Origin of the sequence: Quatrionicoccus australiensis (assembly GCF_020510425.1) — a bacterium.
Lineage (GTDB): Bacteria > Pseudomonadota > Gammaproteobacteria > Burkholderiales > Rhodocyclaceae > Azonexus > Azonexus australiensis_A.
On record NZ_JAHBAH010000001.1, the window covers coordinates 2,432,745 to 2,456,879 of the forward strand.

Annotated in this window: 32 protein-coding genes; 24 read left to right on the forward strand and 8 right to left on the reverse strand. The window is 59.0% G+C overall.

The window, feature by feature from the left end; genetic code table 11:
- Nucleotides 1-3 precede the first annotated feature (3 nt).
- The 15 genes from rpsN to rplQ all read left to right on the forward strand — a co-directional run bounded on the left by rpsN (nucleotide 4) and on the right by rplQ (nucleotide 7,471).
- Complete coding sequence (gene rpsN, locus KIG99_RS11695) at nucleotides 4-309, forward strand: 30S ribosomal protein S14 (protein ID WP_226460310.1); 306 nt, start codon at nucleotides 4-6, stop codon at nucleotides 307-309.
- 14 nt (nucleotides 310-323) lie between these two features.
- Nucleotides 324-719 carry a 30S ribosomal protein S8 gene (gene rpsH / locus KIG99_RS11700; RefSeq protein WP_226442108.1) on the forward strand — a complete coding sequence of 132 codons (396 nt, stop codon included), beginning with the start codon at nucleotides 324-326 and terminating at the stop codon, nucleotides 717-719.
- Between the two features lie 10 nt (nucleotides 720-729).
- Complete coding sequence (rplF, locus tag KIG99_RS11705) at nucleotides 730-1,260, forward strand: 50S ribosomal protein L6 (RefSeq protein ID WP_226460311.1); 531 nt, start codon at nucleotides 730-732, stop codon at nucleotides 1,258-1,260.
- Nucleotides 1,261-1,269: 9 nt separating this feature from the next.
- Nucleotides 1,270-1,626 (forward strand): 50S ribosomal protein L18, encoded by a 357-nt coding sequence (rplR, locus tag KIG99_RS11710; protein ID WP_226442110.1) that lies wholly within the window; start codon nucleotides 1,270-1,272, stop codon nucleotides 1,624-1,626.
- A gap of 26 nt (nucleotides 1,627-1,652) precedes the next feature.
- The gene (rpsE, locus tag KIG99_RS11715) at nucleotides 1,653-2,180 is read left to right on the forward strand and encodes a 30S ribosomal protein S5 (RefSeq protein ID WP_226460312.1); all 528 of its coding nucleotides are present in this window, start codon (nucleotides 1,653-1,655) and stop codon (nucleotides 2,178-2,180) included.
- A 3-nt stretch (nucleotides 2,181-2,183) separates the two neighbouring features.
- Nucleotides 2,184-2,366 carry a 50S ribosomal protein L30 gene (rpmD, locus tag KIG99_RS11720; RefSeq protein WP_226418153.1) on the forward strand — a complete coding sequence of 61 codons (183 nt, stop codon included), beginning with the start codon at nucleotides 2,184-2,186 and terminating at the stop codon, nucleotides 2,364-2,366.
- Nucleotides 2,367-2,369: 3 nt separating this feature from the next.
- Entirely contained in the window at nucleotides 2,370-2,804 is a 435-nt protein-coding gene (gene rplO / locus KIG99_RS11725; RefSeq protein ID WP_226460313.1) for a 50S ribosomal protein L15, read from the forward strand.
- Between the two features lie 17 nt (nucleotides 2,805-2,821).
- Nucleotides 2,822-4,144, forward strand: a complete 1,323-nt coding sequence (gene secY / locus KIG99_RS11730; protein WP_226442113.1) for a preprotein translocase subunit SecY — start codon at nucleotides 2,822-2,824, stop codon at nucleotides 4,142-4,144.
- A gap of 6 nt (nucleotides 4,145-4,150) precedes the next feature.
- Entirely contained in the window at nucleotides 4,151-4,369 is a 219-nt protein-coding gene (gene infA, locus KIG99_RS11735) for a translation initiation factor IF-1 (protein WP_226442114.1), read from the forward strand.
- A gap of 73 nt (nucleotides 4,370-4,442) precedes the next feature.
- On the forward strand, nucleotides 4,443-4,556 hold the full coding sequence (gene rpmJ / locus KIG99_RS11740; RefSeq protein WP_028994206.1) for a 50S ribosomal protein L36: 114 nt from the start codon (nucleotides 4,443-4,445) through the stop codon (nucleotides 4,554-4,556).
- Nucleotides 4,557-4,608: 52 nt separating this feature from the next.
- Nucleotides 4,609-4,971 (forward strand): 30S ribosomal protein S13, encoded by a 363-nt coding sequence (rpsM, locus tag KIG99_RS11745; protein WP_117607664.1) that lies wholly within the window; start codon nucleotides 4,609-4,611, stop codon nucleotides 4,969-4,971.
- A 12-nt stretch (nucleotides 4,972-4,983) separates the two neighbouring features.
- On the forward strand, nucleotides 4,984-5,373 hold the full coding sequence (rpsK, locus tag KIG99_RS11750) for a 30S ribosomal protein S11 (protein ID WP_011286111.1): 390 nt from the start codon (nucleotides 4,984-4,986) through the stop codon (nucleotides 5,371-5,373).
- A 12-nt stretch (nucleotides 5,374-5,385) separates the two neighbouring features.
- Nucleotides 5,386-6,015 carry a 30S ribosomal protein S4 gene (rpsD, locus tag KIG99_RS11755; RefSeq protein WP_226442115.1) on the forward strand — a complete coding sequence of 210 codons (630 nt, stop codon included), beginning with the start codon at nucleotides 5,386-5,388 and terminating at the stop codon, nucleotides 6,013-6,015.
- Between the two features lie 24 nt (nucleotides 6,016-6,039).
- Nucleotides 6,040-7,014: a DNA-directed RNA polymerase subunit alpha gene (locus KIG99_RS11760; protein WP_226442116.1), complete on the forward strand. Its 975-nt coding sequence runs from the start codon at nucleotides 6,040-6,042 to the stop codon at nucleotides 7,012-7,014.
- A gap of 58 nt (nucleotides 7,015-7,072) precedes the next feature.
- Nucleotides 7,073-7,471, forward strand: coding sequence for a 50S ribosomal protein L17 (gene rplQ / locus KIG99_RS11765; RefSeq protein ID WP_226442117.1), 399 nt, complete (start codon nucleotides 7,073-7,075; stop codon nucleotides 7,469-7,471).
- Between the two features lie 64 nt (nucleotides 7,472-7,535).
- Here rplQ and KIG99_RS11770 read toward each other — a convergent pair whose 3' ends face one another.
- Genes KIG99_RS11770 through KIG99_RS11785 form a run of 4 tightly spaced genes read right to left on the reverse strand, consistent with a single transcriptional unit; the run spans nucleotide 7,536 to nucleotide 14,572 of the window.
- A complete protein-coding gene (locus tag KIG99_RS11770) occupies nucleotides 7,536-9,077 on the reverse strand; it encodes a SpoIIE family protein phosphatase (protein WP_226460314.1) in 1,542 nt (513 codons plus the stop codon).
- 15 nt (nucleotides 9,078-9,092) lie between these two features.
- Nucleotides 9,093-10,001: a response regulator gene (locus KIG99_RS11775; RefSeq protein WP_226460315.1), complete on the reverse strand. Its 909-nt coding sequence runs from the start codon at nucleotides 9,999-10,001 to the stop codon at nucleotides 9,093-9,095.
- Nucleotides 10,002-10,011: 10 nt separating this feature from the next.
- Entirely contained in the window at nucleotides 10,012-12,723 is a 2,712-nt protein-coding gene (locus KIG99_RS11780; RefSeq protein ID WP_226460316.1) for a CHASE domain-containing protein, read from the reverse strand.
- Nucleotides 12,724-12,757: 34 nt separating this feature from the next.
- Complete coding sequence (locus KIG99_RS11785) at nucleotides 12,758-14,572, reverse strand: ABCB family ABC transporter ATP-binding protein/permease (protein WP_226460317.1); 1,815 nt, start codon at nucleotides 14,570-14,572, stop codon at nucleotides 12,758-12,760.
- 96 nt (nucleotides 14,573-14,668) lie between these two features.
- Between KIG99_RS11785 and KIG99_RS11790 the strand changes: the two genes are divergently transcribed.
- Genes KIG99_RS11790 through KIG99_RS11805 form a run of 4 tightly spaced genes read left to right on the forward strand, consistent with a single transcriptional unit; the run spans nucleotide 14,669 to nucleotide 17,679 of the window.
- A complete protein-coding gene (locus tag KIG99_RS11790) occupies nucleotides 14,669-15,070 on the forward strand; it encodes an acyl-CoA thioesterase (protein WP_226460318.1) in 402 nt (133 codons plus the stop codon).
- Nucleotides 15,071-15,126: 56 nt separating this feature from the next.
- Nucleotides 15,127-16,308, forward strand: coding sequence for an OmpP1/FadL family transporter (locus tag KIG99_RS11795; protein WP_226460319.1), 1,182 nt, complete (start codon nucleotides 15,127-15,129; stop codon nucleotides 16,306-16,308).
- Nucleotides 16,309-16,312: 4 nt separating this feature from the next.
- A complete protein-coding gene (locus KIG99_RS11800) occupies nucleotides 16,313-16,831 on the forward strand; it encodes a DUF2802 domain-containing protein (RefSeq protein WP_226460320.1) in 519 nt (172 codons plus the stop codon).
- Between the two features lie 8 nt (nucleotides 16,832-16,839).
- Nucleotides 16,840-17,679 carry an SPOR domain-containing protein gene (locus KIG99_RS11805; RefSeq protein WP_226460321.1) on the forward strand — a complete coding sequence of 280 codons (840 nt, stop codon included), beginning with the start codon at nucleotides 16,840-16,842 and terminating at the stop codon, nucleotides 17,677-17,679.
- Nucleotides 17,680-17,689: 10 nt separating this feature from the next.
- On the opposite strand, the gene KIG99_RS11810 is transcribed toward KIG99_RS11805, so the two are convergent.
- The 4 genes from KIG99_RS11810 to KIG99_RS11825 all read right to left on the reverse strand — a co-directional run bounded on the left by KIG99_RS11810 (nucleotide 17,690) and on the right by KIG99_RS11825 (nucleotide 19,534).
- Nucleotides 17,690-18,034, reverse strand: a complete 345-nt coding sequence (locus KIG99_RS11810; RefSeq protein ID WP_226460322.1) for a hypothetical protein — start codon at nucleotides 18,032-18,034, stop codon at nucleotides 17,690-17,692.
- An 88-nt stretch (nucleotides 18,035-18,122) separates the two neighbouring features.
- On the reverse strand, nucleotides 18,123-18,662 hold the full coding sequence (locus KIG99_RS11815; protein ID WP_226460323.1) for a hypothetical protein: 540 nt from the start codon (nucleotides 18,660-18,662) through the stop codon (nucleotides 18,123-18,125).
- Nucleotides 18,663-19,100 carry a hypothetical protein gene (locus KIG99_RS11820; RefSeq protein WP_226460324.1) on the reverse strand — a complete coding sequence of 146 codons (438 nt, stop codon included), beginning with the start codon at nucleotides 19,098-19,100 and terminating at the stop codon, nucleotides 18,663-18,665. It lies immediately after the preceding gene.
- Between the two features lie 107 nt (nucleotides 19,101-19,207).
- On the reverse strand, nucleotides 19,208-19,534 hold the full coding sequence (locus tag KIG99_RS11825) for a tetratricopeptide repeat protein (protein WP_226460325.1): 327 nt from the start codon (nucleotides 19,532-19,534) through the stop codon (nucleotides 19,208-19,210).
- A gap of 52 nt (nucleotides 19,535-19,586) precedes the next feature.
- Between KIG99_RS11825 and KIG99_RS11830 the strand changes: the two genes are divergently transcribed.
- From KIG99_RS11830 to KIG99_RS11850, 5 genes are all read left to right on the forward strand, one after another.
- The gene (locus KIG99_RS11830) at nucleotides 19,587-19,967 is read left to right on the forward strand and encodes a RidA family protein (protein WP_226460326.1); all 381 of its coding nucleotides are present in this window, start codon (nucleotides 19,587-19,589) and stop codon (nucleotides 19,965-19,967) included.
- Nucleotides 19,967-22,030, forward strand: coding sequence for an ATP-dependent DNA helicase RecG (recG, locus tag KIG99_RS11835; protein WP_226460327.1), 2,064 nt, complete (start codon nucleotides 19,967-19,969; stop codon nucleotides 22,028-22,030). The genes KIG99_RS11830 and recG overlap by 1 nt, the downstream gene beginning before the upstream one ends.
- A 267-nt stretch (nucleotides 22,031-22,297) precedes the next feature.
- A complete protein-coding gene (locus KIG99_RS11840) occupies nucleotides 22,298-22,975 on the forward strand; it encodes a CsgG/HfaB family protein (protein WP_226460328.1) in 678 nt (225 codons plus the stop codon).
- Nucleotides 22,976-22,988: 13 nt separating this feature from the next.
- Nucleotides 22,989-23,366 (forward strand): DUF4810 domain-containing protein, encoded by a 378-nt coding sequence (locus KIG99_RS11845; RefSeq protein ID WP_226460329.1) that lies wholly within the window; start codon nucleotides 22,989-22,991, stop codon nucleotides 23,364-23,366.
- Nucleotides 23,363-24,043, forward strand: a complete 681-nt coding sequence (locus KIG99_RS11850) for a DUF799 domain-containing protein (RefSeq protein WP_226460330.1) — start codon at nucleotides 23,363-23,365, stop codon at nucleotides 24,041-24,043. Before KIG99_RS11845 ends, KIG99_RS11850 begins: the two co-directional genes overlap by 4 nt.
- Nucleotides 24,044-24,135 lie beyond the last annotated feature (92 nt).

Below are 24,135 nucleotides of genomic sequence, written 5' to 3' on the forward strand. Positions count from 1 at the left end.
GTCATGGCAAAACTTGCTCTGATCAACCGTGAAGAAAAGCGCCGCAAAATGGTGGCGCAGTTCGCTAAAAAGCGTGCTGCACTCCAGGCGATAATCAACGATGCAAGCCTCTCTGACCAGGAGCGCTATGACGCTCGTCTGAAGTTTCAGGCTCTGCCGCGTAACTCGAGCCCGTCTCGTTTGCGCAACCGCTGCCAGCTGACCGGTCGTCCGCGTGGTGTTTTCCGTAAATTCGGTCTGTGCCGTCACAAGATTCGTGAGCTCGCCTTCAGTGGCGAAGTTCCGGGTGTTGTTAAAGCCAGCTGGTAAGAGGAGATTCAGAAATGGCTATGAGCGATCCTATCGCGGACATGCTGACTCGCATCCGTAACGCCCAGCTCGCCGAGAAGGCGTCTGTCTCCATGCCGTCTTCCAAGGTGAAGGTTGCTATTGCAGCCGTCCTCAAGGACGAAGGTTACGTTGACGAGTTCGTTGTTCGCGAAGCTGATGGTAAGGCAACTCTTGAGATTGGTTTGAAGTACTACGCAGGTCGCCCGGTTATCGAGCGTATCGAGCGTGTTTCCAAGCCTGGTCTGCGTATTTACAAGGGTTGTGACGATATTCCCCGTGTCATGAACGGTCTTGGTGTGGCGATTGTTTCCACGCCCAAGGGTGTCATGACTGATCGCAAGGCTCGTGCCAGCAAGGTTGGCGGCGAAGTTCTTTGCATCGTGGCATAACGGAGGAACCATGTCTCGTATTGGTAAGAATCCTATTGTCGTCCCCGTCGGCGTTGAAGTGACGGTTGGTGAGCAGATTACGGTCAAGGGCCCTCTGGGCATCCTCAAGACCGCCGCCCACCCCTCAGTTCAGGTTGTTGTTGAGGGTCAAAGCGTCCAGGTTTCCAAAGTTGAAGGTGCTGTAAATGGCAGCGCCATGTGGGGCACCATGCGTGCCAACCTCAACAATATGGTGACCGGTGTTTCCAAGGGTTTTGAAAGAAAGCTGCAGTTGGTTGGCGTGGGTTACCGCGCCCAGGCTCAGGGCGATGTCCTGAACCTGTCGCTCGGCTTCTCGCATCCCGTGGCGCACAAGATGCCTGTTGGTGTGAAAGTTGAGTGTCCGACCCAGACCGAAATCCTGATCAAGGGTTCGGACAAGCAGCAGGTCGGCCAGGTTGCCGCCGAAGTTCGTGCATATCGCAAGCCGGAGCCCTACAAGGGCAAGGGCGTTCGGTACTCGGACGAAGTGGTGGTCATCAAGGAAACCAAGAAGAAGTAAGGGTGGCATATGTTTAATAAGAAACAAGCGCGTCTGCGCCGTTCCCGCCAAACCCGGGCCAAAATTGCCGAGCTCAAGGCTGTGCGTCTGTGCGTTAATCGCACGAACCTGCACATCTATGCACAGATCATTTCTGCCACTGGTGGCGAAGTTCTGGCATCGGCTTCCTCGCTGGATAAGGATGTTCGCAAGGACCTCCCGAACGGCGGTAACAAGGCTGCTGCCACCAAGATTGGCACGCTGATTGCCGAGCGCGCCAAGGCCGCTGGTATTGAGCAGGTGGCTTTTGATCGTTCCGGTCTTCAGTACCATGGTCGTGTTCAAGCGTTGGCGGAAGCTGCGCGTGAAGCCGGTCTGAAGTTCTGATCGCCGCGAAAGGATAAGGTTAGAAAATGGCTAAACCTGAAAGAAACAAGAAGCCGCAGCAAGCTGAAGAGCGTGATGACGGCATGCGCGAGAAGATGGTTGCGGTTAACCGCGTCACCAAAGTGGTGAAGGGCGGTCGCATCCTCGGTTTCGCAGCTTTGACGGTGGTCGGCGACGGCGACGGTGGCATCGGCATGGGCAAGGGCAAGTCCCGCGAAGTGCCGGTTGCCGTGCAAAAGGCAATGGAAGAGGCGCGTCGCAAGATGGCCAAAGTCAGCCTGAAGAGCGGTACGGTGCATCACACCGTGATGGGTCGTCACGGTGCAACCACCGTCATGATTCAGCCGGCTCCTGAAGGTACAGGCATCATCGCTGGCGGCGCAATGCGCGCTGTCTTCGAAGTCGTTGGCGTGACCAACGTTGTTGCCAAGGCCCACGGCTCGACCAATCCCTACAACATCGTGCGCGCTACCATCGACGGTTTGTCGAAGGTCAACACGCCGGCCGAAATCGCCGCCAAGCGCGGTCTCTCGGTCGAACAGATCCAGGGGTAAGGCATGGCTGACAAGAAAATCAAAGTGACGCTCGTCAAGAGCATCATCGGCACCAAGCAGGACCATCGCGCCACCGTGCGCGGTCTGGGGCTGCGCAAGCTGAACAGTTCCGCTGAACTGGAAGATACGCCGGCTGTCCGCGGCATGATCCAGAAGGTTCAGTATCTCGTTAAGGTTGAGGGTTAAGCCATGCGTCTGAACACCATCAAGCCCGCTGAAGGCTCCAAGAAGGCCGCCAAGCGCGTTGGTCGCGGCATCGGTTCCGGCCTCGGCAAGACTTGTGGCCGTGGTCACAAGGGCCAGAAATCCCGTTCCGGCGGTTTCCACAAGGTCGGTTTCGAAGGCGGTCAAATGCCTTTGCAACGTCGTCTGCCGAAGCGCGGTTTCAATTCCATGACCCGTGCCCGTCACTACGAAGTTCGTCTGACTGACCTGGATCGCCTGCCGATCGACGAAATCGACCTGCTGTCGTTGCAAGCAGCCGGCATCGTTCCTGGTGATGCACTGGCTGCCAAAGTCATCCTGTCGGGCGCTATCACCCGTAAGGTGACGCTCAAGGGCGTTGGTGCCACCAAGGGTGCCAAGGCTGCAATCGAAGCCGCCGGCGGCGCGGTCGCTGAGTAAGACGAAGAGGTAGAACGTTGGCAGCAAATCCCAATACTGTTGGCAAGGGCGGTAAATTCGGCGATCTGAAGCGCCGCCTTTGGTTCCTGCTCGGTGCTCTGGTTGTGTATCGCATTGGCGCGCACATTCCGGTTCCCGGGATTGATCCCAACGTTCTTTCCGATCTCTTCAATACGCAGAAGGGCGGCATCCTGGGCATGTTCAACATGTTCTCGGGGGGTGCCCTGTCGCGTTTCACCATCTTTGCGCTGGGGATCATGCCGTACATTTCGGCTTCGATCATCATGCAGTTGATGAGTGTAGCCAGCCCGCAACTGGAAGCTCTCAAAAAAGAAGGTGAAGCCGGGCGTCGCAAGATTACGCAATACACTCGTTACGGTACGCTGGCTCTTGCCGTTTTCCAGGGCTTGGGTATTGCTGTTGCACTGGAGGCCCAGCCGGGGCTGGTTTCCGATCCTGGTTTCCTGTTTCGCTTGACGACGGTTACCACGCTGGTTACCGGAACCATGTTCCTCATGTGGCTCGGAGAACAAATTACCGAGCGTGGCTTGGGTAACGGTATCTCGATCATCATCTTTGGTGGTATCGCCGCCGGCCTGCCAAATGCCATCGGCGGCCTGCTCGAACTCGTTCGTACCGGTGCTATGCATCCGCTGACTGCGCTGGTCATCTGCTTGCTCGTTGTCGTTGTTACTGCCTTCGTGGTGTTTGTCGAGCGCGGTCAACGCAAGATTCTGGTCAATTACGCCAAGCGCCAGGTTGGCAACAAGATTTATGGCGGTCAGAGCTCGCATCTGCCGCTCAAACTGAACATGTCAGGCGTTATTCCGCCGATCTTTGCTTCGTCGATCATTCTCTTCCCGGCAACGGTTGCTGGCTGGTTCGGTTCTAGCGATTCGATGCATTGGTTGAAGGACGTCGCGGGTACGCTTTCCCCTGGTCAGCCTATCTATGTCATGCTGTACGCTGCCGCTATTGTCTTCTTCTGTTTTTTCTACACGGCGCTGGTCTTCAATTCGAAAGAGACCGCTGACAACCTGAAGAAGAGCGGTGCTTTCGTTCCCGGGATCCGTCCGGGCGAGCAAACTGCGCGCTACATCGACAAGATTTTGATGCGCCTGACTCTGATTGGTGCTGCATACATTACCGTCGTTTGTTTGTTGCCCGAATTTTTGATTCTGAAGTGGAACGTTCCGTTTTATTTCGGCGGTACTTCGCTTTTGATTATCGTGGTCGTGACCATGGACTTCATGTCCCAGGTCCAGGCTTATGTCATGTCGCACCAATATGAAAGTCTCTTGAAGAAAGCCAATTTCAAGGGATCGCCAATGATCAAGTAAAAACGTATGGCCAAGGAAGATTACATTGAAATGCTGGGGGAGGTCGTAGAAAACCTCCCGAATGCCACCTTCAAGGTGAAGCTGGAAAATGGCCATATCGTGCACGGTTTTATCTCCGGGAAGATGCGTATGCACTACATCCGCATCCTCCCCGGTGACAAGGTTACCGTGCAACTGACGCCTTACGATTTAACCAAGGCGCGGATAGTTTTCCGCGCCAAGTAAAGATTCTCTACGCAATAAACCGCAGGGTAAGGAAACACGGCTGCTTCCAAGCCCCGCAGACGAGGAGTGAAACATGAAAGTGCAACCTTCAGTGAAGCGCGTATGCCGCAACTGCAAAGTCATCCGTCGCAAGGGTGTCGTACGTGTCATTTGCAAGGACCCGCGTCATAAGCAGCGTCAAGGTTAATTCCCTGACATTGTCCGGCATTTGTTAATTTTCGAAATAGTGGAGTGATTCAATGGCCCGTATTGCAGGGGTAAACATTCCGAACCATCAGCATGCAGAAATCGCTCTCACTGCGATTTTTGGCATCGGCCGTACCCGCGCACAAAAAATCTGTGACGCGGCCGGTATCGTTCGTTCTACCAAAATGAAAGACCTGTCCGATGCGGACATGGATCGTTTGCGTGATGAAGTAGGCAAGTTCACTGTTGAAGGTGATCTGCGCCGCGAAGTCACCATGAACATCAAGCGTCTGATGGACCTCGGTTGCTACCGTGGTCTGCGCCATCGCAAGGGCTTGCCCTGCCGTGGCCAGCGCACCCGTACGAATGCACGTACCCGCAAGGGCCCGCGCAAAGCCATCGCTGGCAAGAAGTAATAGGGACAGAACATGGCTAAGACTGCTACCAAAGTTCGCAAAAAAGTTAAGAAGAACGTGGCCGAGGGCATTGCCCACATCCACGCCTCTTTCAACAACACCATCATTACCATTACCGACCGTCAAGGCAATGCGCTGTCTTGGGCAACGTCCGGTGGTGCCGGCTTCCGCGGTTCGCGCAAGTCGACCCCGTTCGCTGCTCAGGTTGCTGCTGAAGCCGCCGGTAAGGCTGCTCAGGAATGTGGCGTCAAGAACGTTGAAGTTCGCATCAAGGGCCCCGGTCCTGGTCGTGAATCCTCTGTCCGTGCGCTCAACGCACTGGGCATGAAAATCACCTCCATTTCCGACGTGACGCCGGTGCCGCACAACGGTTGCCGTCCGCCCAAAAAGCGCCGCATTTAAGGAGAAAGACAAGTGGCTCGTAATCTCGATCCGAAATGCCGTCAGTGCCGCCGCGAAGGCGAAAAGCTTTTCCTCAAGGGCGAAAAGTGCTTCACCGACAAGTGCGCCATTGAGCGTCGTTCTTATGCACCTGGCCAACACGGCCAGAAGTCTGGTGCCCGTCTGTCTGACTACGGCGTTCACCTGCGTGCAAAGCAAAAAATCCGTCGTGTCTACGGCGTGCTGGAAGGCCAGTTCCGCAGGACTTTCGCCGAAGCTGATCGCCGCAAGGGTCAGACTGGTGAAAACCTTCTGCAACTGCTCGAAGCTCGTCTCGACTCCGTTGCTTACCGCATGGGCTTTGGTGCTTCGCGCACCGAGTCCCGTCAGATCGTTCGTCACAACGGCGTTCTGGTTAACGGCAAGCGCGTCAACATCCCGTCGTTCCTGGTCAAACCGGGTGACGTGGTGCAACTGACCGACCGTGCCCGTGCTTCCCTGCGTTGCAAGGCTGCTCTCGAAGCTGCCGAGTCCCGTGGTTTCCCGGAATGGGTTGCCGTGGATGTCAAGGAAGGCAAGGGAACGTTCAAGGCCATGCCGCAGCGCTCCGAGCTGCCGTCGACCCTGAACGAAGGTCTCGTCATCGAACTTTACTCGAAGTAATCACTGAGCTGAGGAATTTAGCCCATGCAAAGCAGTGGACTTCTGAAACCCCGCATTATCGATGTGCAGAGCGTTTCGCCGGTGCAAGCCAAGGTTGTGATGGAGCCGTTCGAACGCGGCTACGGTCACACCCTGGGCAATGCCCTGCGTCGCATCCTGTTGTCGTCCATGCCGGGTTACGCACCGACCGAAGTCGGTATCGAGGGTGTGCTTCACGAGTACTCCACCGTTGATGGTGTTCAGGAAGATGTCGTTGACATCCTTCTGAACCTCAAGGGTATCGTATTCAAGTTGCACAACCGCGATGTGGTAACGCTCAATCTGGTCAAGGAAGGTGAAGGCGCTGTTCGTGCCGGCGATATCGAATTGCCGCATGACGTCGAAATCATCAATCCGGAACACGTGATCGCTCACCTTTCTCCTGGCGGCAAGCTGACCATGGACATCAAGGTCGAGAAGGGTCGCGGCTATGTCCCGGGTAACGTTCGTAATCTGGGCGATTCCAAGACCATCGGCAAGCTCGTGCTGGACGCTTCGTTCAGCCCGATCCGTCGCGTTGCCTACGCTGTTGAAAGCGCTCGCGTCGAACAGCGTACCGATCTGGACAAGCTGATCGTTGATATCGAAACCAACGGTGTTGTCGAGCCGGAAGAGGCCATTCGCTACGCTGCTCGCGTGCTGATGGAACAACTCTCCGTCTTCGCCGATCTGGAAGGTACCGCTCCTGTGGCCGAGGCTTCCAAGCCGGCCCAGGTTGATCCGGTCCTGCTCCGTCCGGTTGATGATCTCGAACTGACCGTTCGCTCTGCGAACTGTCTCAAGGCCGAGAACATTTACTACATCGGCGATCTTATTCAGCGTACCGAGAATGAACTTCTCAAGACTCCGAATCTGGGTCGCAAGTCGTTGAACGAGATCAAGGAAGTGCTCGCCGCACGTGGCTTGACTCTAGGCATGAAATTGGAAAATTGGCCGCCCGCCGGTCTGGAAAAGGTCTAAGGACCTTTTCCGGCTCGGGCCGTCAAGGGACGCCTGCAGAACATAGAAAGGATTAACCATGCGTCACCGTTTGGGACTTCGCAAACTCAACCGTACCAGCAGCCATCGCCTGGCGATGCTGCGCAACATGACTGTTTCCCTGCTCAAGCACGAGGCCATCAAGACCACGTTGCCGAAGGCCAAGGAACTGCGCCGTGTTGTTGAACCGATCATCACCCTCGGCAAGAAGCCGACGCTGGCTAACAAGCGTCTGGCCTTTGACCGTCTGCGTGACCGCGAAATCGTGGTCAAGCTGTTCGCCGAAATCGGCCCGCGTTACGCAACGCGTCCGGGTGGCTACCTTCGCATCCTGAAGTGTGGCTTCCGCGTTGGCGACAATGCGCCGATGGCTTTTGTCGAGCTGCTTGATCGTCCGGAGCCTGCAGAGGCTGTGGAAGTGGATGAAACTGCTGAATAAGCATTTCAGACAAAATTGAAAAGGCCGGGAATTCCCGGCCTTTTTTTCGTTCACATTTCCCGTGTCACGGGCAATCAATGACCATCAGCGATACGTCATCGGTCGCCAGCATTCCATCAAGGTGCTTGGTTAGCGCAGCGTCGATTTGTTCGAAGCGGGCACTTGGCGAGGTGTTGGCGACGGCGTTGGTGATTCCGGAAACCTCGAATTGGGCGCCTTCCCGGTTGCGTGCTTCGAGCAGGCCATCCGAACAAAGAACGATCTGGCTTTCTGCGCTCCAGGTAAAGTTGACCGGTTGGCAATCCATCTCTTCATTGCTGACAATGCCGAGTGGCAAATTCGCTGGCGCGAAGACTTTTTCGGAGCGCCCCCAGCGGTCGAACAGGAAAGCTTCCGGGGTTCCGCCCACCCAGATTTCGCCGGTTCTAGCCTCTTCATCCAGACAAACCAGGGTCGCTGCAACGAAGCGTCCAACCGGCATCGATTCTTTCAACTGCTGGTTGAGTTCGAGAATGATTTCGCGCACGGTATGGTTGCGTCGGGCAAGGCGATAAAAAATTGCCAGCACAGGCAGCGCGCTGATGGCCGCCGTCAGACCATGACCGGTTGCATCGGCGAGGAGGGCGTAAAAGCGCCCTTCCGGGGAGCGACTTGCGGCCACGATGTCGCCACTGAAGCTTTCGGCCGCAATCACTTTGTATTTGAGGCGCTCGTCGGTGAGCCCATGCCGATGCAACTGCTTCTCCATCAGGCGCATGGCGAGATGTTGTTCATTCTGGGTCTGGTCGTAGTAGGCCTGCAGCAAGCGCGCATTTTCGTGCAGCTTTTGTTCGGCAATCTTGCGATCCGAAATGTCCCGGATCACGCCGATGAACATTCTCTTGTTATCGAGAATGATCTCGTTGATCCCGAGAGTTACCGGAAAATGGTGGCCATCCTTGTGCAGGGCTTCGAGTTCGCGTTCAGTACCGATCACGGTGCCAAACCCCTTGGCCGCATAGCGGGCCATATAGCCGTCGTGCTCGCTGCGATAAGGTTCCGGCAGCAGTATATTGACGTTCTGGCCGATCAACTCGCTGACCTGCCAGCCGAAAGTGCGCGTCGCGGAGCGGTTGACCGACGCAATGGTACCTTTTTCATCGACCGTGATAATGGTGTCCAGAACGTTGTCGGAAATGGTCTGAACGCGGCGCAGTGAGTCGATGGATTCCTGTTGCATGCCGAGCGAGCGTTGCACCGAGCGCAACTTGGCTTCAAGTACGACGAAGTTGATCGGCTTGGTCAGATAGTCGTCCGCGCCGGCATCGAGTCCTTCGACCAGGTTTTCATCACGATTGAGGGCCGACAGGAAGATGATGGGCGTCCACCGCTCACGCGTCATTCCCTTGATGCGGCGTGCGGCTTCGAAGCCATCCATGATCGGCATCATGATGTCGAGCAGGACCAGATCGGGGGCATCGGCCTCAAAGCGGCGCACGGCTTCCTCGCCGTTTTCGGCAAGAATGACATCGTGTCCCAGTTTCTTCAGAAAGACCTGAAGAATATGCAGGTTGGTCCGGTTGTCATCAACCGCCAGCACCTTCATCTTGTTCATTACCTGACTCATGATCGGCAGTAAATCCTAATTCTTTGGAGAGTCGGAAGGAATGGTGGCTACCGCGATATTGCCGCAACCTTCATAGCTGATGCTGGCAAAGCTCATCATGCGGGCGAGGGCAATCCCCCGGCCATTCGGGTCGCAAGCACGTTCGGGCGAGAATTCGAGAAAGTCCTGCCAGGCAAATCCGCTGCCTTGATCCGTGATGCGCAGGGTGATGTCATTGGTGCTACGGATGAAATTGATTTTTACCCGCTTGGCGACATTGTCGGGAAGCGCCAGGCGACGATCGATTTCCGCTTGCCAGCAGTCTTCGAGTTTGAGTGTTGATTTTTCCTGGTAACTCAAGCCGAGGTTGCCATGTTCAACCGCATTGATCAGCAGTTCGGAGATGCCCAGTACGGCGCGGTCGGCATCGGGGCAGGCCTGGGCGATGAAGGAAGCGAGTTGGCCGGCCTCTTCGATGGTGCGAATGGAAAAATCGCCCTGGGTCAGGAATTGCAGCGAATTAATGTGGTCATTGAGCCGCCGGCGCAAGGAGTCGTGGGCTTTGGCGTCAGTCAGTGCGGCATGTACGATCGCAAACAGTGCGTCACGTCGGTAAGGCTTCGTCAGGTAGTAATAAGCCCCGGCTTCCAGCCCTTCGCGAATCTCGCTGGCGGTGTCGGCCGCTGTTTGCAGGATGACCGGAATGTCGGCGAGACGTGGTGTTTCCTTGATGCGCCGCAGCAAGCCGATGCCATCCAGACCCGGCATCATGCGGTCAAGGAGGATGACATCGAAGCTTTCGGCCGGATCAAGCAGGATCTGCCAGGCGGCCTCGCCATCAGCGGCGGTGCGCAAGGAAAAATTGTTCTCGCTGTCGAAGTATTCGCAAAGAATTTCGAGGTTCAACTCCTCGTCGTCTACAACCAGTACCCGTGATTTGTTCATGTCGGCCCGACTAATCTGTCCAGGGATTGAGTGGCAAGGTAACGGTAAAACAGGCTCCGCCCCCGGCGCTATTTCCGGCAACAATCGTACCACGGTGCAGCACAACTATCTCCCGGCAGATCGCCAGCCCGAGGCCGGTACCACCCGCTCCGGTCTTGGTAAGCCGGCTCTGGACGAATTTGCCGAAAATGCTCTCCAGTTCGTCAGGCGGAATGCCCAGGCCCTGATCAATGAAACGGATACCTAGTGCCGGCTGAATTTTGCCATTTTCATCGGGTTGACCGTCGGGCAACTGGCTCGCGAACAGTTGTATTGCGATGTGGCCTCCAGAGGGGGAAAACTTGATCGCATTGGCCATCAGATTGTGGATCACCTGCTCGATGCGCAGTGGGTCACAGATCACTTCGCTTTGCAGCGTTGTGCAGTCGATCGCCAGAGTCAGTTTGCGGGTCTGCAACAGCGAGTCGAGTTGGGCGCAGGCATGTTTGACCAAAGCAAGCAACTCGGTTGCCTTGTGGTCAAGCTTGGTGCGTCCGGCCTCCAGCTTGGAGAGATCGAGCAGTTCATTGATGAGTGCCAGCAGGCGCTGCGCGCTTTGGCCAATCCGACTGAAATACTGGGCGAGCTTTTCGTGATTGCTGGCATCGGCCCTGTCCTTGCCCAGCTCGGAAAAACTCAGGATGGCGTGCATCGGGGTGCGCAACTCGTGGGACATGTTGGCGAGAAACTCCGATTTGGCAATATTGGCACCCTGCGCCTGGCGGAGCGCCTCATTGAGCCTGATTGTCCGTTCGGCAACGCGTTCCTGCAGGTGGTCGCGGTGTAGCTGCAGCTCGCGTAGCGCCTCCTTGCGGTCCGAAATGTCGACGGCAATACCCAGATAGCCGCAGATTTCACCAGAAATGTTGCGCTGGGTGGTGACCACGAGGACCACGCTCAGGCGCCGGCCATCCTTGCGGATATAACTCCATTCGCGCTGCTCCGACTCGTGCAGTCGGGCGACTGCGACAAAAGCGTCAAAGCCTGCAACAGGCTCGCCGAGTTCCTCGCTCAGCTCGGTTGCGCGACTGGCGACCTCCTGCGGGTCATGGATGATCAGCGGTGTTTGCTGGCCAAGCATCTCCGTGGCGGAGTAGCCGAGCATTTTTTCGGCTCCCTTGTTGAATACGGTAATCAGGCCATCCGGTTGGCAGGAAATGATGGCAACTTCCGTCGCGGCGTCGAGAACGGATTGCATCAGAAGATTGGCGGCGAGCAGTGCCGCCTCGAAATCCTTGCGCTCGGTAATGTCGGACACCGATCCGGCAATCCGGATCGGCTTGCCGGTGCTGTCGCGTACCGCTTCGCCCCTGATTCGTACCCAGCCTTCCGCGTTGTGCGGCTTGATGATGCGCAGTTCGACATCGAACGCGGTCTGCTCGCGGAAGTGACGGCGCAGGGCAAGTCGGCGTTTGCCGGCATCGACCGGATGAATGCGCTCGATGTAGGCGGCCACCGAATCCGGCATGGCGGTGGCGGGAAACCCGAATATTTCCGCCATGCGGGGTGACATGTAGTCTTCGCCGGTCTGCAGGTTCTGGTCCCACAAGCCGTCATTGGAGCCGGCATTGGCCAGGCGAAGGCGCTCTTCCGAATGTCTCAGATCGGCCGTGATTCGCCGGGCATAGCGTTCTGCTCGCTGGCGTTGGCTGGCCTGATGGAAGACCAGAAAGGCGAGCGACAGGCTGGCGAGCAGGCCACCGTAGAGGATCAGCTTGGCCGTATCGAATCCTCCCGCGGCTTCCTGTATTCGAGCCTGGCCATAATGCAGTATCCAGTTGCGGCCGCCGAAATCGATCTCGTGATGCAGGATCTGCTCGCTCGTCTCCGCTTCGCTGGCGGTTTGCGAAGTGAACATCAGTTGCGGAGGAACCGGCGGATCGGGGCGGTAATTGCCGCCGTCATCGTATATTTTCAGGCCGAACTGGCTGTGCCGGTTGTGGCTAAGCGAGGCAATGAACTCATCGACATGGTAGGCGCAAAGCACGACGCCACTGAAGGCAAGGCGCCGTTCAGCCACGTTGTTGAGCGGCATGCCGGGACGGTAGACCGCCTGAATCAGCTGAAAACTGGTGCGCTGAGCCTTCTGGTCGATAATCAGTGTGATGGGGCCGGACAGGATGATGTCGTGGCTGGCGATGGCCTGTTCTATCGCTTCTCGCCGGATATTTTCGGAGAGCAGGTTGAAGCCGATGGCCGATCGCAAATCCTGGTTGTCTGGCGCGATAAAAGTGACGGGTAATGCAAGCTCATCGCCTGCGGGCGGATAAATCTGGAAATCGCGGTGCCCGCCCGCTGCTTTGGCGGCAAGGAATTTTGCCCGTTCAGCAGGGTAGACCGCTGGCGCATAGGCAAATGCAAACAGCCCGGTCAGATTGCGGGCAATGTCGATTTCCTTGGTGAAACGTTGCCACGCAGCAGAATCCTGCCCGCCGTTGGCGGTTGCAAAGGCTTGCAGCGAGCGCAGGAACTGGCCTTGCAGCCGCAGGTGGTTGCGGATTTCGGCGGTTTGGGCCGCGCTTTCGCGGATGTTGCTTTCCTCGCGCGCGGCGTTGACGATATCCGACTGCCAGCGCCAGGCGGCCAGCGTCGCGCCGGCCAGTAGTACGAAAACCAGCAATGACCACAACCAGCGCGCCGCGTTGCGTCGATCACTTGTTGCGGTAATTTGATGGCGTGACATTGACGGGGCGGCTTCCGAAATTCTCAAACGGCGATTATCGCGCGTCCGGGGTGGTCTGGTCTTCCTGTTGCTGCAAGGTCCACATGCGGGCATAGCTGCCACCCGCTTCGAGCAGGGCGGCGTGCGTGCCACGCTCGATGATGCGGCCGTCACTCATGACCAGGATTTCGTGGGCGTTCATCACCGTCGACAGGCGGTGCGCGATGGTCAGGGTCGTCCGGCCGACGGCGGCCAGTTCGAGCTGGCCCTGGATGGCGCGCTCGGTGGCTGAGTCGAGGGCCGAGGTGGCTTCGTCGAAAATCAGGATGGGCGGATTCTTGAGCAGGGCGCGGGCAATCGCGACGCGCTGTTTTTCGCCGCCGGAAAGCTTGAGGCCACGCTCGCCGACCCTGGTTTCGTATTTCTGCGGCAGCGACTCGATGAAGTCGTGCAGTTGCGCCGCGCGCGCCGCGGTGATGACTTCCTCGCGGCTCGCCTCGGGGCGGCCATAGTTGATGTTGTAGAAAATGCTGTCGTTGAACAGCACGGTGTCCTGCGGCACGATGCCGATCGCGGCGCGCAGGCTGGTCTGTTTTAGACTGCGCAGGTCGAGCCCGTTGATCCGGATGGCGCCGCCGCTGACGTCGTAGAAGCGATAGAGCAGGCGTGACAGGGTCGATTTGCCGGCCCCGGAGTGACCGACCACGGCCACCGTTCTGCCCGGCTCGACGGCGAAACTGAGCTTTTTCAGGATCGCCCTTTCCGGCTCGTAGGCGAAGTCGACCGCATCGAAATTGATCTGCAGCGGGCCGCCCGGCAGCTCTCGCGCATCCGGGGCGTCGGCGATTTCACGATCGGTCTTGAGCAGGTTGAACATGCGCTCGATGTCGGTCAGCGCCTGGCGGATTTCGCGGTAGACGATGCCGAGGAAATTGAGCGGCATGTAGAGCTGGATCAGGAAGGCATTGACCAGTACAAGGTCGCCGATCGTCATCGTGCCGGCGACGACGCCGCTCGCAGCGCGCCACATCATGGCGGTGACGCCGAGCGCGATGATCGCCTGCTGGCCGAGATTGAGGAAGGCGAGCGTGGTCTGGCTGCGGGTTGCCGCGTCTTCCCATTTGAGCAGTTGCTCGTCGTAACGGCGGGCTTCCCAGGCTTCGTTGTTGAAGTACTTGACCGTTTCGTAGTTGAGCAGGCTGTCGACCGCCCGGCTGTTGGCGGCCGAGTCGTTTTCATTAACGGCACGCCGGATGTCGATGCGCCAGTTGCTGACCCTGACCGTGAACACGATGTAGGCGAGCAGCGAAACGAGCGTGATCAGCACGTAGCCGATGTCGTACTTGACGAACAGGATGCCGAGCACGAGGCCGATTTCGACCAGGGTCGGCAGGATGGAATACAGCGTGTAGGAAATCAGGCTGGAGATCGAGCGCGAGCCGCGCTCGATGTCACGCGACACGCCGCCGGTCTGGCGCTCGAGATGAAAGCGCAGGCTCAGCGAGTGCAAATGGCCGAACACTTCCAGCGAAACCTGGCGGACGGCGCGCTGGGTGACGCGGGCAAAGAGGATTTCGCGCAGCTCGGTGAACATTGCCGTGGAGAAGCGTAGCAGGCCGTACAGCGCCAGCAGCAGGGCGGGCAGCGCGAGCAGCTGTTGCTGGCCGGAGAGGCCATCGATCATCTCCTTGAAGATCATCGGTACGCCGACATTGGCGACCTTGGCGCCGACCAGGCAGCCGAGCGCGGCGAGAACGCGCAGGCGATAGCGCCAGAGATAGGGGAACAGCGTGCGCAAGGTCAGCCAGACATGGCGCTCGGGCAGGGGCTGACCAGCCGGTGGCTTGGGGAGGGCGGTGCTGTGACGCATGGGGATCTGCTTTGCTGGAATTTGCTCGACTCGCCAGTATATGAAAACTGGCCGCTTTCCGCGAAAATCCGCTTTTATTTTGAAATTGGGCAAATCATGGACGTCGACCGTCTCACCCTGCCGGAAAAGCATTCCACGCTGCGTGTCGTGCCGATGCCGGCCGATCTCAATCAGAACGGCGACGTTTTCGGCGGCTGGGTCATGGCCCAGGTCGACGTAGCCGGTGCGATTCCCGCCATGCGCCGGGCGCGCGGTCGGGTGGCGACGGTATCGGTCAATTCCTTCCTGTTCAAGCAGCCGGTTTCGGTCGGCGATATCGTCAGTCTTTATGCCGATATCGTGCGGGTTGGCGCGACCTCGATCACGGTCAAGGTTGAGGTCTATGCCGAACGCAATTACGCCGATCCGGTTGTCGTCAAGGTGACCGAAGCCGAGCTGACCTACGTGGCGATCGACGCCGCCGGCAAGAAGCGCCAGCTTCCAGCCGAAAAGGCTTGAAAATGTAATAAAATCGGGCGGTTAATCAATATGCCCGCCTTCGAGGGAGTGAAGTAATGAAGAAAATGACGTTGCGTACCGTGCCGGCCCTGTTGCTGATTGCCTTTTCCGGCGCCGCTTCGGCCTCGGCTTTTCAGCTCTGGGAGCAGAATGCCAGCGGTCTGGGCACGGCGTATGCCGGTTCGGCAGCGGTGGCCGACAACGCCAGTACCATTTTCTTCAATCCGGCTGGCATGACGCAGCTGTCGGGCTTCCAGTTCTCCGCCGGGGTCAATGGCGTCAAGCCGAGCTACAAGTTCCGCGGCGATGTTGGCGCCAATGGTGATGGCGGCGATGCCGGCAGCTGGGCGGCGGTACCGAATGGCTATCTGTCCTGGCAAGTCGCACCGGACTGGACGCTGGGCTTTGGCATTTCGGCGCCTTTCGGCCTGTCGACCGAGTACAAGGATAACTGGATCGGTCGCTTCGAGTCGCTTAAGTCGGAAATCAAGACTGTCAATTACAACCCATCGGTGGCCTATCGCGTTAGTGACAAGGTTTCGCTGGGTTTTGGCCTGAATTATCAGACGATCAATGCCGAGCTCTCCTCGGCTATCCCGGGGCCGGCCACTTCCCGCCTCAAGGGTGATGATTCTGCCTGGGGCTGGAATGCCGGTGCGTTGTTTACCCTCTCGCCAGCCATGCGGGTCGGTGCCTCCTACCGTTCGGCGATCAAATACACGCTGGAAGGCGATGCGACGACAGCCGGTGTGACGACTCCGGTGCGGGCTGACATCAAACTGCCGGATACCTTCATCCTTTCCGTCTGGCAGCAGGTTTCCGACCGCTGGGAAGCGATGGGCGATGTGTCCTATACGCGCTGGAGTTCGTTGAAGTCGCTTGATGTCTATAACCGGAATACTGGCGTCCTGGCCACCAGCGAAACCTTCAACTACAAGAACGCCTGGCGCCTGGCCTGGGGCGCTGCTTACCTGCTGAACGACACGACCAAGCTCAAGTTCGGTATCGCCTATGACAAGACGCCGGTTCGAGATGCCGATCGTTCGGCCCGCGTGCCGGATAACAGCCGTCTCTGGCTGTCGCTCGGCGCGCAGTGGAATGCCGGCGCTCATGGCAAGATTGATGTTGGCTACTCCTATCTGCACGTGAAGGATCCGAGTATCAACCAGGGGTTGCTGGTTGGTCGTTACGATGCCAGCGGCCATGTTGTCGGTGCCCAGTATTCGGTAGGGTTCTGATTCGTTGTCGCTGGAGATGGGCGGCGTGACGCTGGGGATGCGAGAAGCAGTCATCGTGCTGATCGCCCTGGTTGCGCTGTACATGGTTTTTGTCCTGCTGCGCATGCGCCACCTGCGAGCCGCGGCCGGGCAGAAGGTCGGGAAGGCAAGCGTGGCGGTAACGCCGGCAGCGCCTTTCGCGGAAGAGGAAGCGGAAATCCCTCCTCCTGCTTCTGCCCCCGAGCCATGGCAGGCCGCTCCCGCCCGTCTTGCCGATACGGTCTTGCAGCAGGGGTTGGAACAGGAAGTTGCCCAACTGCGTGAAGAGCTCGACTCGATTCGTGGCGAACTGGCAGCGCTGCGGGAAGACATGTTGAACGAACTGGCACATTTGCGTGCAACCCAGTCGGTTTCGCCGATTTACGGTGATGCGATGCAGATGGCGGCCGCTGGCTACGAGCCGGCGATGATCGCCGACCGCTGCGGTATTGCCCGTGCCGAGGCCGAACTGGTTGTGGCGCTGGCCAAGAGTCAGGAACGGTGAGGTAGGCAATGACAGACAAGCCTGAAAATTCGGAAAGCGAAGACAGCGCCGGCGAGTTGCGCAACAAGCTGATCCAGCGCCTGGCCGTGGCCGGCGTCATGGTGGCGCTGCTGCTCGGCGTGCTGGCCTTCTTCGATTATCTTTCGACCCCGCAGGAAGAGCCGGATGAACCGGTGTTTACCAGCCCGGTCCCGGTCGCCCCGAAGAAGCCGCTCTCGCAGCCGGTAACCACCAGCACCGAATTGCCGGAGCCGCCCGCGCCGGCAGCGGTGGTTGCAGAAGCGCCGCCGCCTCCGCAAGTTGCCGTCCCGCCGGCCGTTGTCGAGGCTGCCAAGCCGGAAGTCGCCAAACCCGATGTTCCCAAGCCGGCGCCCGTGCAGGAAAACCGGCCTGCGCAGCCGTCGACCGCTGGAGCCGCGAAGCCGCCGGCCAGTGTGCCAGCGCCAACGCCTGTTCCGTCCGTGCAAAAGCCGCTACGTCCGGTTCCGGAATCAACCGCTGCGCCGAGTCAGGTTCCGCTTGCTCCGGTGCAAGCGCCCGCGACGCTGGCGCCCAATCCCAAACCAACGGCCCGGATTGTCGAGACGCGCCAGATGCCGGTCGAAGCGCCGAGTGGTGCTGCCCGTCTTTTTTCAGGCTTCCTGCTCCAGGCTGGCGTTTTTGCCAGTCCGCAACGGGCCGAGGAGTTGCACGCCAAGCTGACCCTGAGCGGTGTACCTTCGACACTTGAGACCCGGGTTCAGGTTGGCCCCTTCCGTACCCGGCAGGAGGCGGAACTGGCTCAGGCAAAACTCAAGGAACTGGGCGTCGAAACCGTGCTCGTCCCTCCCCGGGCTGGCAAGCACTAAACTTTATCGCTCAGGGCATGCCGGGCAGACGCGGCAGGCCAAGGCTGCGCCGGACATCGCGATGGACGCGCGCGGCTTCTTCCAGCGGCGAGTGGCTTGGTCGGCGGTTATCGTAATGGCGATCGTCATAGCGGCGATCATCACGATAATAGTCTTGCCGATAATTGCCCCTGTATCCCTGTTCGTACTGGTAATAGACGGTAGGTGGGGCACTGCGATATGCCGGATAGCTTTCGACATAGACCGGTGCCGTCCGATAGCCTACCGGATACACCGGTGCGACGGTGCAGGCGCCCAGGCTGCCGAGCAGTGCGGCGGCAAGGGTCAGGCGGGCGATGGTGCGGGTAAGGGTCATTGCGGCAGGTCCGGTGTTGTTGTAAGTACATAACGCGGCTGCCAGCGGCCCGGCCTACTGCGTGGCCGGGCCTTTTTGTAACGAAATATTAAAGTTTCAGTTCGGCAATTTCCTTCAGGCCCAGCTTTATGTTTTCGCGGGCGGCATTTTCTACCGCCAGGCGTAGTCGGGTAACCGCAACGAAGGCGTCGCCCATGGTGGCTGTCCCTGATGACTGGATTGCCTTGCGCATGACGATGTTGCGATCCGATGTGCGCTGCAGTGACCAGGCAGTTTCCATCTCGACGGTGAACGTGGCGCCGAAGACCGGCTTTGCCAGTGAGGTAACACTGACGCTCAGCTCGTAGTCGCCACCGGCACCCTGCACGATGCTCTTGAACAGTTTGCTTTGCGTGACCGCATCCTCGATGGCTGCCTTGAGGTCAGCGTCAGCAATATTGGCGCTGTCCATGGCCCCTGTTTCGGAACCGCCGCCCGTCTGAACCTTGAGGCTGTACGGGTGATGCTTGGCGAGCGTCAGGTCTTGCGGGGTCATTGCGGAGCGGTTGGCTGGTGAGGAGCAGCCGGTCAGTGCAATTGTCACTGCGGCAGCCAGCAGCAAAAGACCGCGGGATATTGAGCGGCGCATTTACTTGGCTCCCTTGTAGATGTTGTCGATCACTTCATTGACCATTTCCTTCGGCGACAGGCGTGTCAGCGAGGTGTGGTACGAATTGCCCTTGGCTTTCGGGAAGTTGCTTTCCGGGTCGCGCATGACGATGGTCAGTTCGAGCATGTACATGGTGATGTCCCACATCCATTTGTCGGTGTAGGTGACAACTGCATCGACATTCTTGGGGTTGGCATCGGTGCCGCTGGAAACCGTCACACCCTTGCTGCGCAGTTTGTCGGCGATCAGGTCGCCGGTGCCGCCGTCATCGCCCTGCGGTTTCTTGACGTACATGGTTTTCAGCGCGGCCAGGTTGGTGCCCGGTTCGACGCTGCCGGTTGCACGATTGACGGCGCAGCCAGTGGTCAGCGAAGCGACGATGGCCATCATGGCGGCCAGTTTCAGAAAAGACTTCATGTTTCTCCCTCGGCGTTTTATTGATCGAGGGCGGAGCGTAGCGCAATTGATGCCAATTGACTTGATCTGGCTCAGGAAACCCTTGCTTTTCCTTGCAGCAAGAGCATCTATGAATTTTTTAATGAGTGGATTCGTTTAACGAACACGGTCATTTCCTTTGCCGCCTGAATATCGCCGCGCGCCTCGGCAACGGCGATGCCCTGCTCATAGGCTGCGACTGCGCCGGCCGCATCGCCGGCTTCATTGAGCGCCTTGCCGAGTGCCTTCCAGGCGGCTGAATAGTTCGGATCACGGTCGACTGCGGCCTGGAAGCATTTTCCAGCGGCGGCCGGATCGCCAGCCTTGAGGTATTCGTTGCCCAGCGAAAAGCGGAGCAGGGCGCCGTCGCGCGGGCCGTCGAGCATTTTTTCCAGGGATTCGATACGTGGGTTCATGGCGGGTCAGGTCTAAAATAGCGTTTTTGAATTTTGAGGACAGGAAGCAGACATGGCCAAGACCATCATCGCCACCCCGAACGCACCGGCCGCCATCGGCACCTACTCGCAAGCCGTGCGCGTCGGCGACACCGTGTACCTGTCGGGGCAGATCGGCCTCGATCCGGCTTCCATGCAGATGGTAGACGGTATCGACGCGCAAATCGTTCGCGTCTTCGAGAATCTCAAGGCGGTAGCCGAAGCGGCCGGCGGCTCGCTCGGCGATGTCGTCAAGCTCAACGTCTTCCTGACCGACCTGGCCAATTTCGCCAAGGTCAACGAAACCATGGCCAAGTACTTCAAGGAGCCGTTCCCGGCGCGTGCCGCGGTCGGCGTCAAGGAACTGCCGCGCGCTGCGCTGGTCGAGGCCGACGCGGTGATGGTCATCGGCTGATGCCGGAATCCGGGGCTGCGGCCCCTGCCGTGCCGCCCGATTCGCCAGCGATCCGGGCGCCGGAAGCGCTGCTCAAGAAACTCGCCAAGATCGGCCTCCACAGCGAGGCCGATTTGCTGGTGCACCTGCCGCTGCGCTACGAGGACGAAACGCGCATCACGCCGGTGGCGCACGCGCCCTGGGGCGAAGCGGTGCTGGTTGAGGTGGTGGTCAGCAGTTGCGAGGTGCAGTACCGGCCGCGCCGGCAGATGGTCGTGCATGCCGTGGACGATAGTGGCGAGTTGGTCATGCGCTTCTTCAGCTTCTACCCGAGCCAGCAGGCGGCGCTCGCGGTCGGGGCGAAAGTGCGCGCCTTTGGCGAGGTGCGCGGCGGCTTCTTCGGCGCCGAGATGGTGCACCCCCGTTTTCACAAGGTGCGCGACGACGAGCCGCTGCCCGACGAAATGACCCCGGTTTACCCGTCGACCGCTGGCGTTGCCAATTCGGCGCTGCAGAAACTGATCGGCAAGGCGCTGCAGGTCGGTGACCTGTCCGACACCTTACCCGACGAATTGCGCCAGCGCCTGAAGCTGCCGGCCCTGGCGCGCAGCCTGCGTTTTTTGCACCGGCCGCCGCCGGGTACCGATCTCGACACCCTGCATGCGCGCAATCACCCGGCCTGGCGCCGGGTCAAGTTCGACGAGGTGCTCGCCCAGCAGATGTCCTTGCGCCGCGCCTACCTCGCCCGCCGCGAGCAGGGCGCGCCGGTGCTGGTGGCGCAGGACGATCTCGGCGCCCGCCTGGTCGACAGCCTGCCCTTCGGCCTGACCGGTGCGCAGTTGCGGGCGATGGCCGAAATCGCCGGCGACCTCGCGCAGCCCTACCCGATGCAGCGTCTGCTCCAAGGTGACGTCGGCGCCGGCAAAACCATCGTCGCGGCGCTCGCCGCCTGCCAGGCGATCTCGGCCGGCTGGCAGGCGGCCTTCATGGCGCCGACCGAAATCCTCGCCGAGCAGCATTACCTCAAGCTCAAGGATTGGCTGGAACCGCTCGGCATCAAGGTCGCCTGGCTGTCGGGCAGCCTCAAGTCGAAAGCCAAACGCGAACAGCTGGCGGCAACGGCGGCCGATGCGCAACTGGTGGTCGGCACGCATGCCCTGATCCAGGATGGCGTCGATTTCGCCAAACTGGGTCTGGCCATCGTCGACGAACAGCACCGTTTCGGCGTCGCGCAGCGCCTGGCGCTACGCAAGAAGGGCGCGAATCCGCACCAGCTGATGATGTCGGCGACGCCCATCCCGCGCACGCTGGCGATGAGTTATTACGCCGATCTCGACGTCACTGTGCTCGACGAACTGCCGCCCGGCCGGACGCCGATCAAGACGCGTCTGGTCGCCGACAATCGGCGTCAGGACGTGGTCGGCTTCGTGCAGAAGCTGGTCGAAGAGGGCCGCCAGGCCTACTGGGTCTGCCCGCTGATCGAGGAATCGGAAGCCCTGCAATTGCAGACGGCGCAGGAAACCTACGAAACGCTTTCGGCCGATTTGCCGGCGTTGACCGTTGGCCTGGTGCACGGTCGCCTCAAGGCCGACGAGAAGCAGGCCGTGATGAGCGCCTTCGCGGCCGGCGACATCGATGTACTGGTGGCAACGACGGTGATCGAGGTCGGCGTCGATGTGCCCAATGCCAGCCTGATGGTGATCGAGCACGCCGAACGCTTCGGCCTGTCGCAGCTGCACCAGCTGCGCGGCCGGGTCGGGCGCGGCCAGTACGAATCGAGCTGCGTGCTGATCTACGCCGGGCCGCTCGGCGAAATCGCGCGGCAGCGCCTGAAAATCATTTTCGAGAATACCGACGGCTTCGAGATCGCCCGCCAGGACCTGCAGATCCGCGGTCCCGGCGAGTTCGTCGGTGCCCGCCAGAGCGGTGTGCCGCTGCTGCGCTACGCCGATCTGGAAATGGATGCCGACCTGGTCGAGATGGCGCGCGAAGTCGCCGAGGAAATGCTGACCCAGCACGCCGATCTCGCCGAGCGCCACCTCAAGCGCTGGCTTGGGGCGCGCGAGGAACTGCTCAAGTCCTAAACCAGGTCTCGATCAGACGGTTCTCTTGTAACCCCGGGAACGAGGCAGGTGAGCGGCTTGCAGATCGTCATCCATTCATTGCGGCGGAAGATATCGGGATGCGCTTGGCCGATCGGCAGTCTGGCTGCTCACAAAGCATTTTCGTAAAGTGTTGATTTGGCCAAGATCGTCTCATGGAGAGCTTCTTGGTTGAATTTACATGTCGATTTTGTATGTTCGGGTAATATGTTCGGCTTCGAGGAAGTCTGAAAAAACAGGAGAAATAGCGTGATTGAAAACAAAAAACTGCTCGGCCTTTGTTGTGCTGCATTGATGGCCATGCTTGCTGGTTGTGCGACGGAAGACTCCCGCACAATCGTTCCGCAGCAGACCGTTGCCGCCGCCCGTCCGTATGTGGGTGTGCGCCAGCCGATTTCCGTAGGCAAGTTTGATAACCGTTCCAGCTTCATGCGCGGTGTCTTCTCGGACGGTGTGGATCGCCTCGGTAGTCAGGCCAAGACTGTCCTGGTTTCGCATCTGCAGCAAACAAATCGTTTCTCTGTCCTGGATCGCGAGAACATGAGCGAAATCAAGCAGGAAGCGGCTATCAGCAAGAAGCAGCAAGCGCTTAAGGGGGCACGTTATGTGATTACTGGCGACGTCACCGAGTTTGGCCGCAAGGAGGTTGGTGATCACCAGTTGTTCGGTATCCTGGGGCGCGGCAAGCAGCAAATCGCGTATGCCAAGGTGGCCTTGAACGTGGTTGATGTCGAGACCTCGGAAGTGGTTTATTCAACGGCAGGCGCAGGCGAATACTCATTGTCCAATCGTGAAGTTGTTGGCTTTGGCGGTACGGCCAGCTATGACTCCACGCTTAACGGCAAGGTGCTCGATCTGGCCATCCGTCAGGCCGTCGATGGCTTGGTGAATGGTATCGAAGCCGGTGCCTGGCGTCCGTCCAACTAAGGTGCGGATGACGATGATGCACAATCGCTCAGGGCTGAGTTCCACCCTTGTTGCAAGCGCGGTAGTGGTGATGCTGTCGGGCTGCGTAACACGCCCGCAGCCTCTCTATTACTGGGGGGATTTCACTAGTCAACAGTACGCCTACTTCAAGGGTGACAAGGGGCCGGAAGAAGTCATCCAAAGTCTCGAAAGGGTTCGCGAAGAAGCCAAGGCAACAGGAAAGCCTGTCCCGCCCGGGCTACAGGCGCACCTCGGTCTGATGTATGGGCAGACCGGGCGCACCGACATGTTCGAGCAGAATCTGCAGGCCGAGCGCCAGCAGTTCCCGGAAAGCTCGGTCTATGTTGATTTCCTGCTGAAGAAAAATCAAAACGACAAGGCGCCAAAATGAACGCCAAACGAAGCTTTTCGCAGTATTTTTTCATGGTGCTTGCTGCCTCGATGCTCTTGGGGGGGTGTGCTACGCGTGCGCCCTACGACTATACGGCGTTCAAGGAAGCCCGGCCGGCATCCATCCTTGTTTTGCCCCCGGTTAACAACTCGCCTGACATAACCGCAACCCACAGCATGATGTCCCAGGCAACGGCGCCACTGGCCGAGTCGGGTTACTACGTGTTTCCGGTGGCTTTGGTTGATGAGACTTTCAAACAGAATGGCCTGACTACTCCGCCAGACATTCATCAGGTTCCGGGACCGAAGTTGCGCGAAATATTCGGTGCTGACGCCGCGCTCTATATCAATGTCAAACAGTACGGCACTGCGTACATGGTTATTTCCAGTGAAACCCGTGTCACGGCAGAAGCAAAGCTGGTTGATTTGCGAACGGGCCGCCTGCTTTGGGCTGGGTCCGCCACTGCCTCGAGCGCGGAGGGCGATGGTAACAGCGGCGGGCTGATTGGCTTGTTGATCAAGGCGGCTGTTCGTCAGATCATGGAAACGGTTAGCAGCAAGGGGCACCAGATTGCGGGTCAAACCAGCGCTCGTCTATTGAGCGCAGGCCGTCCCGGCGGCATCCTGTTCGGGCCGCGTTCGCCGATGTATCTCAAGGAAGGTGTGCCTGCGCAGTAAGTGTTGGCGCTCAGGAGGGGCGCTCAGGTATTGGACGCCCCTTTTGACTATTCCGATAATTAGCTTCAGCGTACGTCAGTTGTTCGTTGTTG

Bases quoted from the DNA above. Each gene is read 5' to 3' on its own strand.
- KIG99_RS11785 (WP_226460317.1), bottom strand. From the start codon at position 14,572: ATGCGTCACAGCACCGCCCTCCCCAAGCCACCGGCTGGTCAGCCCCTG.
- KIG99_RS11780 (WP_226460316.1), bottom strand. From the start codon at position 12,723: ATGTCACGCCATCAAATTACCGCAACAAGTGATCGACGCAACGCGGCG.
- KIG99_RS11760 (WP_226442116.1), top strand. From the start codon at position 6,040: ATGCAAAGCAGTGGACTTCTGAAACCCCGCATTATCGATGTGCAGAGC.
- rplF (WP_226460311.1), top strand. From the start codon at position 730: ATGTCTCGTATTGGTAAGAATCCTATTGTCGTCCCCGTCGGCGTTGAA.
- rpmJ (WP_028994206.1), top strand. From the start codon at position 4,443: ATGAAAGTGCAACCTTCAGTGAAGCGCGTATGCCGCAACTGCAAAGTC.
- KIG99_RS11830 (WP_226460326.1), top strand. From the start codon at position 19,587: ATGGCCAAGACCATCATCGCCACCCCGAACGCACCGGCCGCCATCGGC.
- rplQ (WP_226442117.1), top strand. From the start codon at position 7,073: ATGCGTCACCGTTTGGGACTTCGCAAACTCAACCGTACCAGCAGCCAT.
- rpmD (WP_226418153.1), top strand. From the start codon at position 2,184: ATGGCTGACAAGAAAATCAAAGTGACGCTCGTCAAGAGCATCATCGGC.
- KIG99_RS11845 (WP_226460329.1), top strand. From the start codon at position 22,989: ATGATGCACAATCGCTCAGGGCTGAGTTCCACCCTTGTTGCAAGCGCG.
- KIG99_RS11770 (WP_226460314.1), bottom strand. From the start codon at position 9,077: ATGAGTCAGGTAATGAACAAGATGAAGGTGCTGGCGGTTGATGACAAC.
- KIG99_RS11815 (WP_226460323.1), bottom strand. From the start codon at position 18,662: ATGCGCCGCTCAATATCCCGCGGTCTTTTGCTGCTGGCTGCCGCAGTG.
- KIG99_RS11790 (WP_226460318.1), top strand. From the start codon at position 14,669: ATGGACGTCGACCGTCTCACCCTGCCGGAAAAGCATTCCACGCTGCGT.
- KIG99_RS11775 (WP_226460315.1), bottom strand. From the start codon at position 10,001: ATGAACAAATCACGGGTACTGGTTGTAGACGACGAGGAGTTGAACCTC.
- KIG99_RS11795 (WP_226460319.1), top strand. From the start codon at position 15,127: ATGAAGAAAATGACGTTGCGTACCGTGCCGGCCCTGTTGCTGATTGCC.
- KIG99_RS11805 (WP_226460321.1), top strand. From the start codon at position 16,840: ATGACAGACAAGCCTGAAAATTCGGAAAGCGAAGACAGCGCCGGCGAG.
- KIG99_RS11810 (WP_226460322.1), bottom strand. From the start codon at position 18,034: ATGACCCTTACCCGCACCATCGCCCGCCTGACCCTTGCCGCCGCACTG.
- recG (WP_226460327.1), top strand. From the start codon at position 19,967: ATGCCGGAATCCGGGGCTGCGGCCCCTGCCGTGCCGCCCGATTCGCCA.
- rpsN (WP_226460310.1), top strand. From the start codon at position 4: ATGGCAAAACTTGCTCTGATCAACCGTGAAGAAAAGCGCCGCAAAATG.
- infA (WP_226442114.1), top strand. From the start codon at position 4,151: ATGGCCAAGGAAGATTACATTGAAATGCTGGGGGAGGTCGTAGAAAAC.
- rpsM (WP_117607664.1), top strand. From the start codon at position 4,609: ATGGCCCGTATTGCAGGGGTAAACATTCCGAACCATCAGCATGCAGAA.
- rpsK (WP_011286111.1), top strand. From the start codon at position 4,984: ATGGCTAAGACTGCTACCAAAGTTCGCAAAAAAGTTAAGAAGAACGTG.
- KIG99_RS11850 (WP_226460330.1), top strand. From the start codon at position 23,363: ATGAACGCCAAACGAAGCTTTTCGCAGTATTTTTTCATGGTGCTTGCT.
- rplR (WP_226442110.1), top strand. From the start codon at position 1,270: ATGTTTAATAAGAAACAAGCGCGTCTGCGCCGTTCCCGCCAAACCCGG.
- rplO (WP_226460313.1), top strand. From the start codon at position 2,370: ATGCGTCTGAACACCATCAAGCCCGCTGAAGGCTCCAAGAAGGCCGCC.
- rpsE (WP_226460312.1), top strand. From the start codon at position 1,653: ATGGCTAAACCTGAAAGAAACAAGAAGCCGCAGCAAGCTGAAGAGCGT.
- KIG99_RS11820 (WP_226460324.1), bottom strand. From the start codon at position 19,100: ATGAAGTCTTTTCTGAAACTGGCCGCCATGATGGCCATCGTCGCTTCG.
- rpsH (WP_226442108.1), top strand. From the start codon at position 324: ATGGCTATGAGCGATCCTATCGCGGACATGCTGACTCGCATCCGTAAC.
- KIG99_RS11825 (WP_226460325.1), bottom strand. From the start codon at position 19,534: ATGAACCCACGTATCGAATCCCTGGAAAAAATGCTCGACGGCCCGCGC.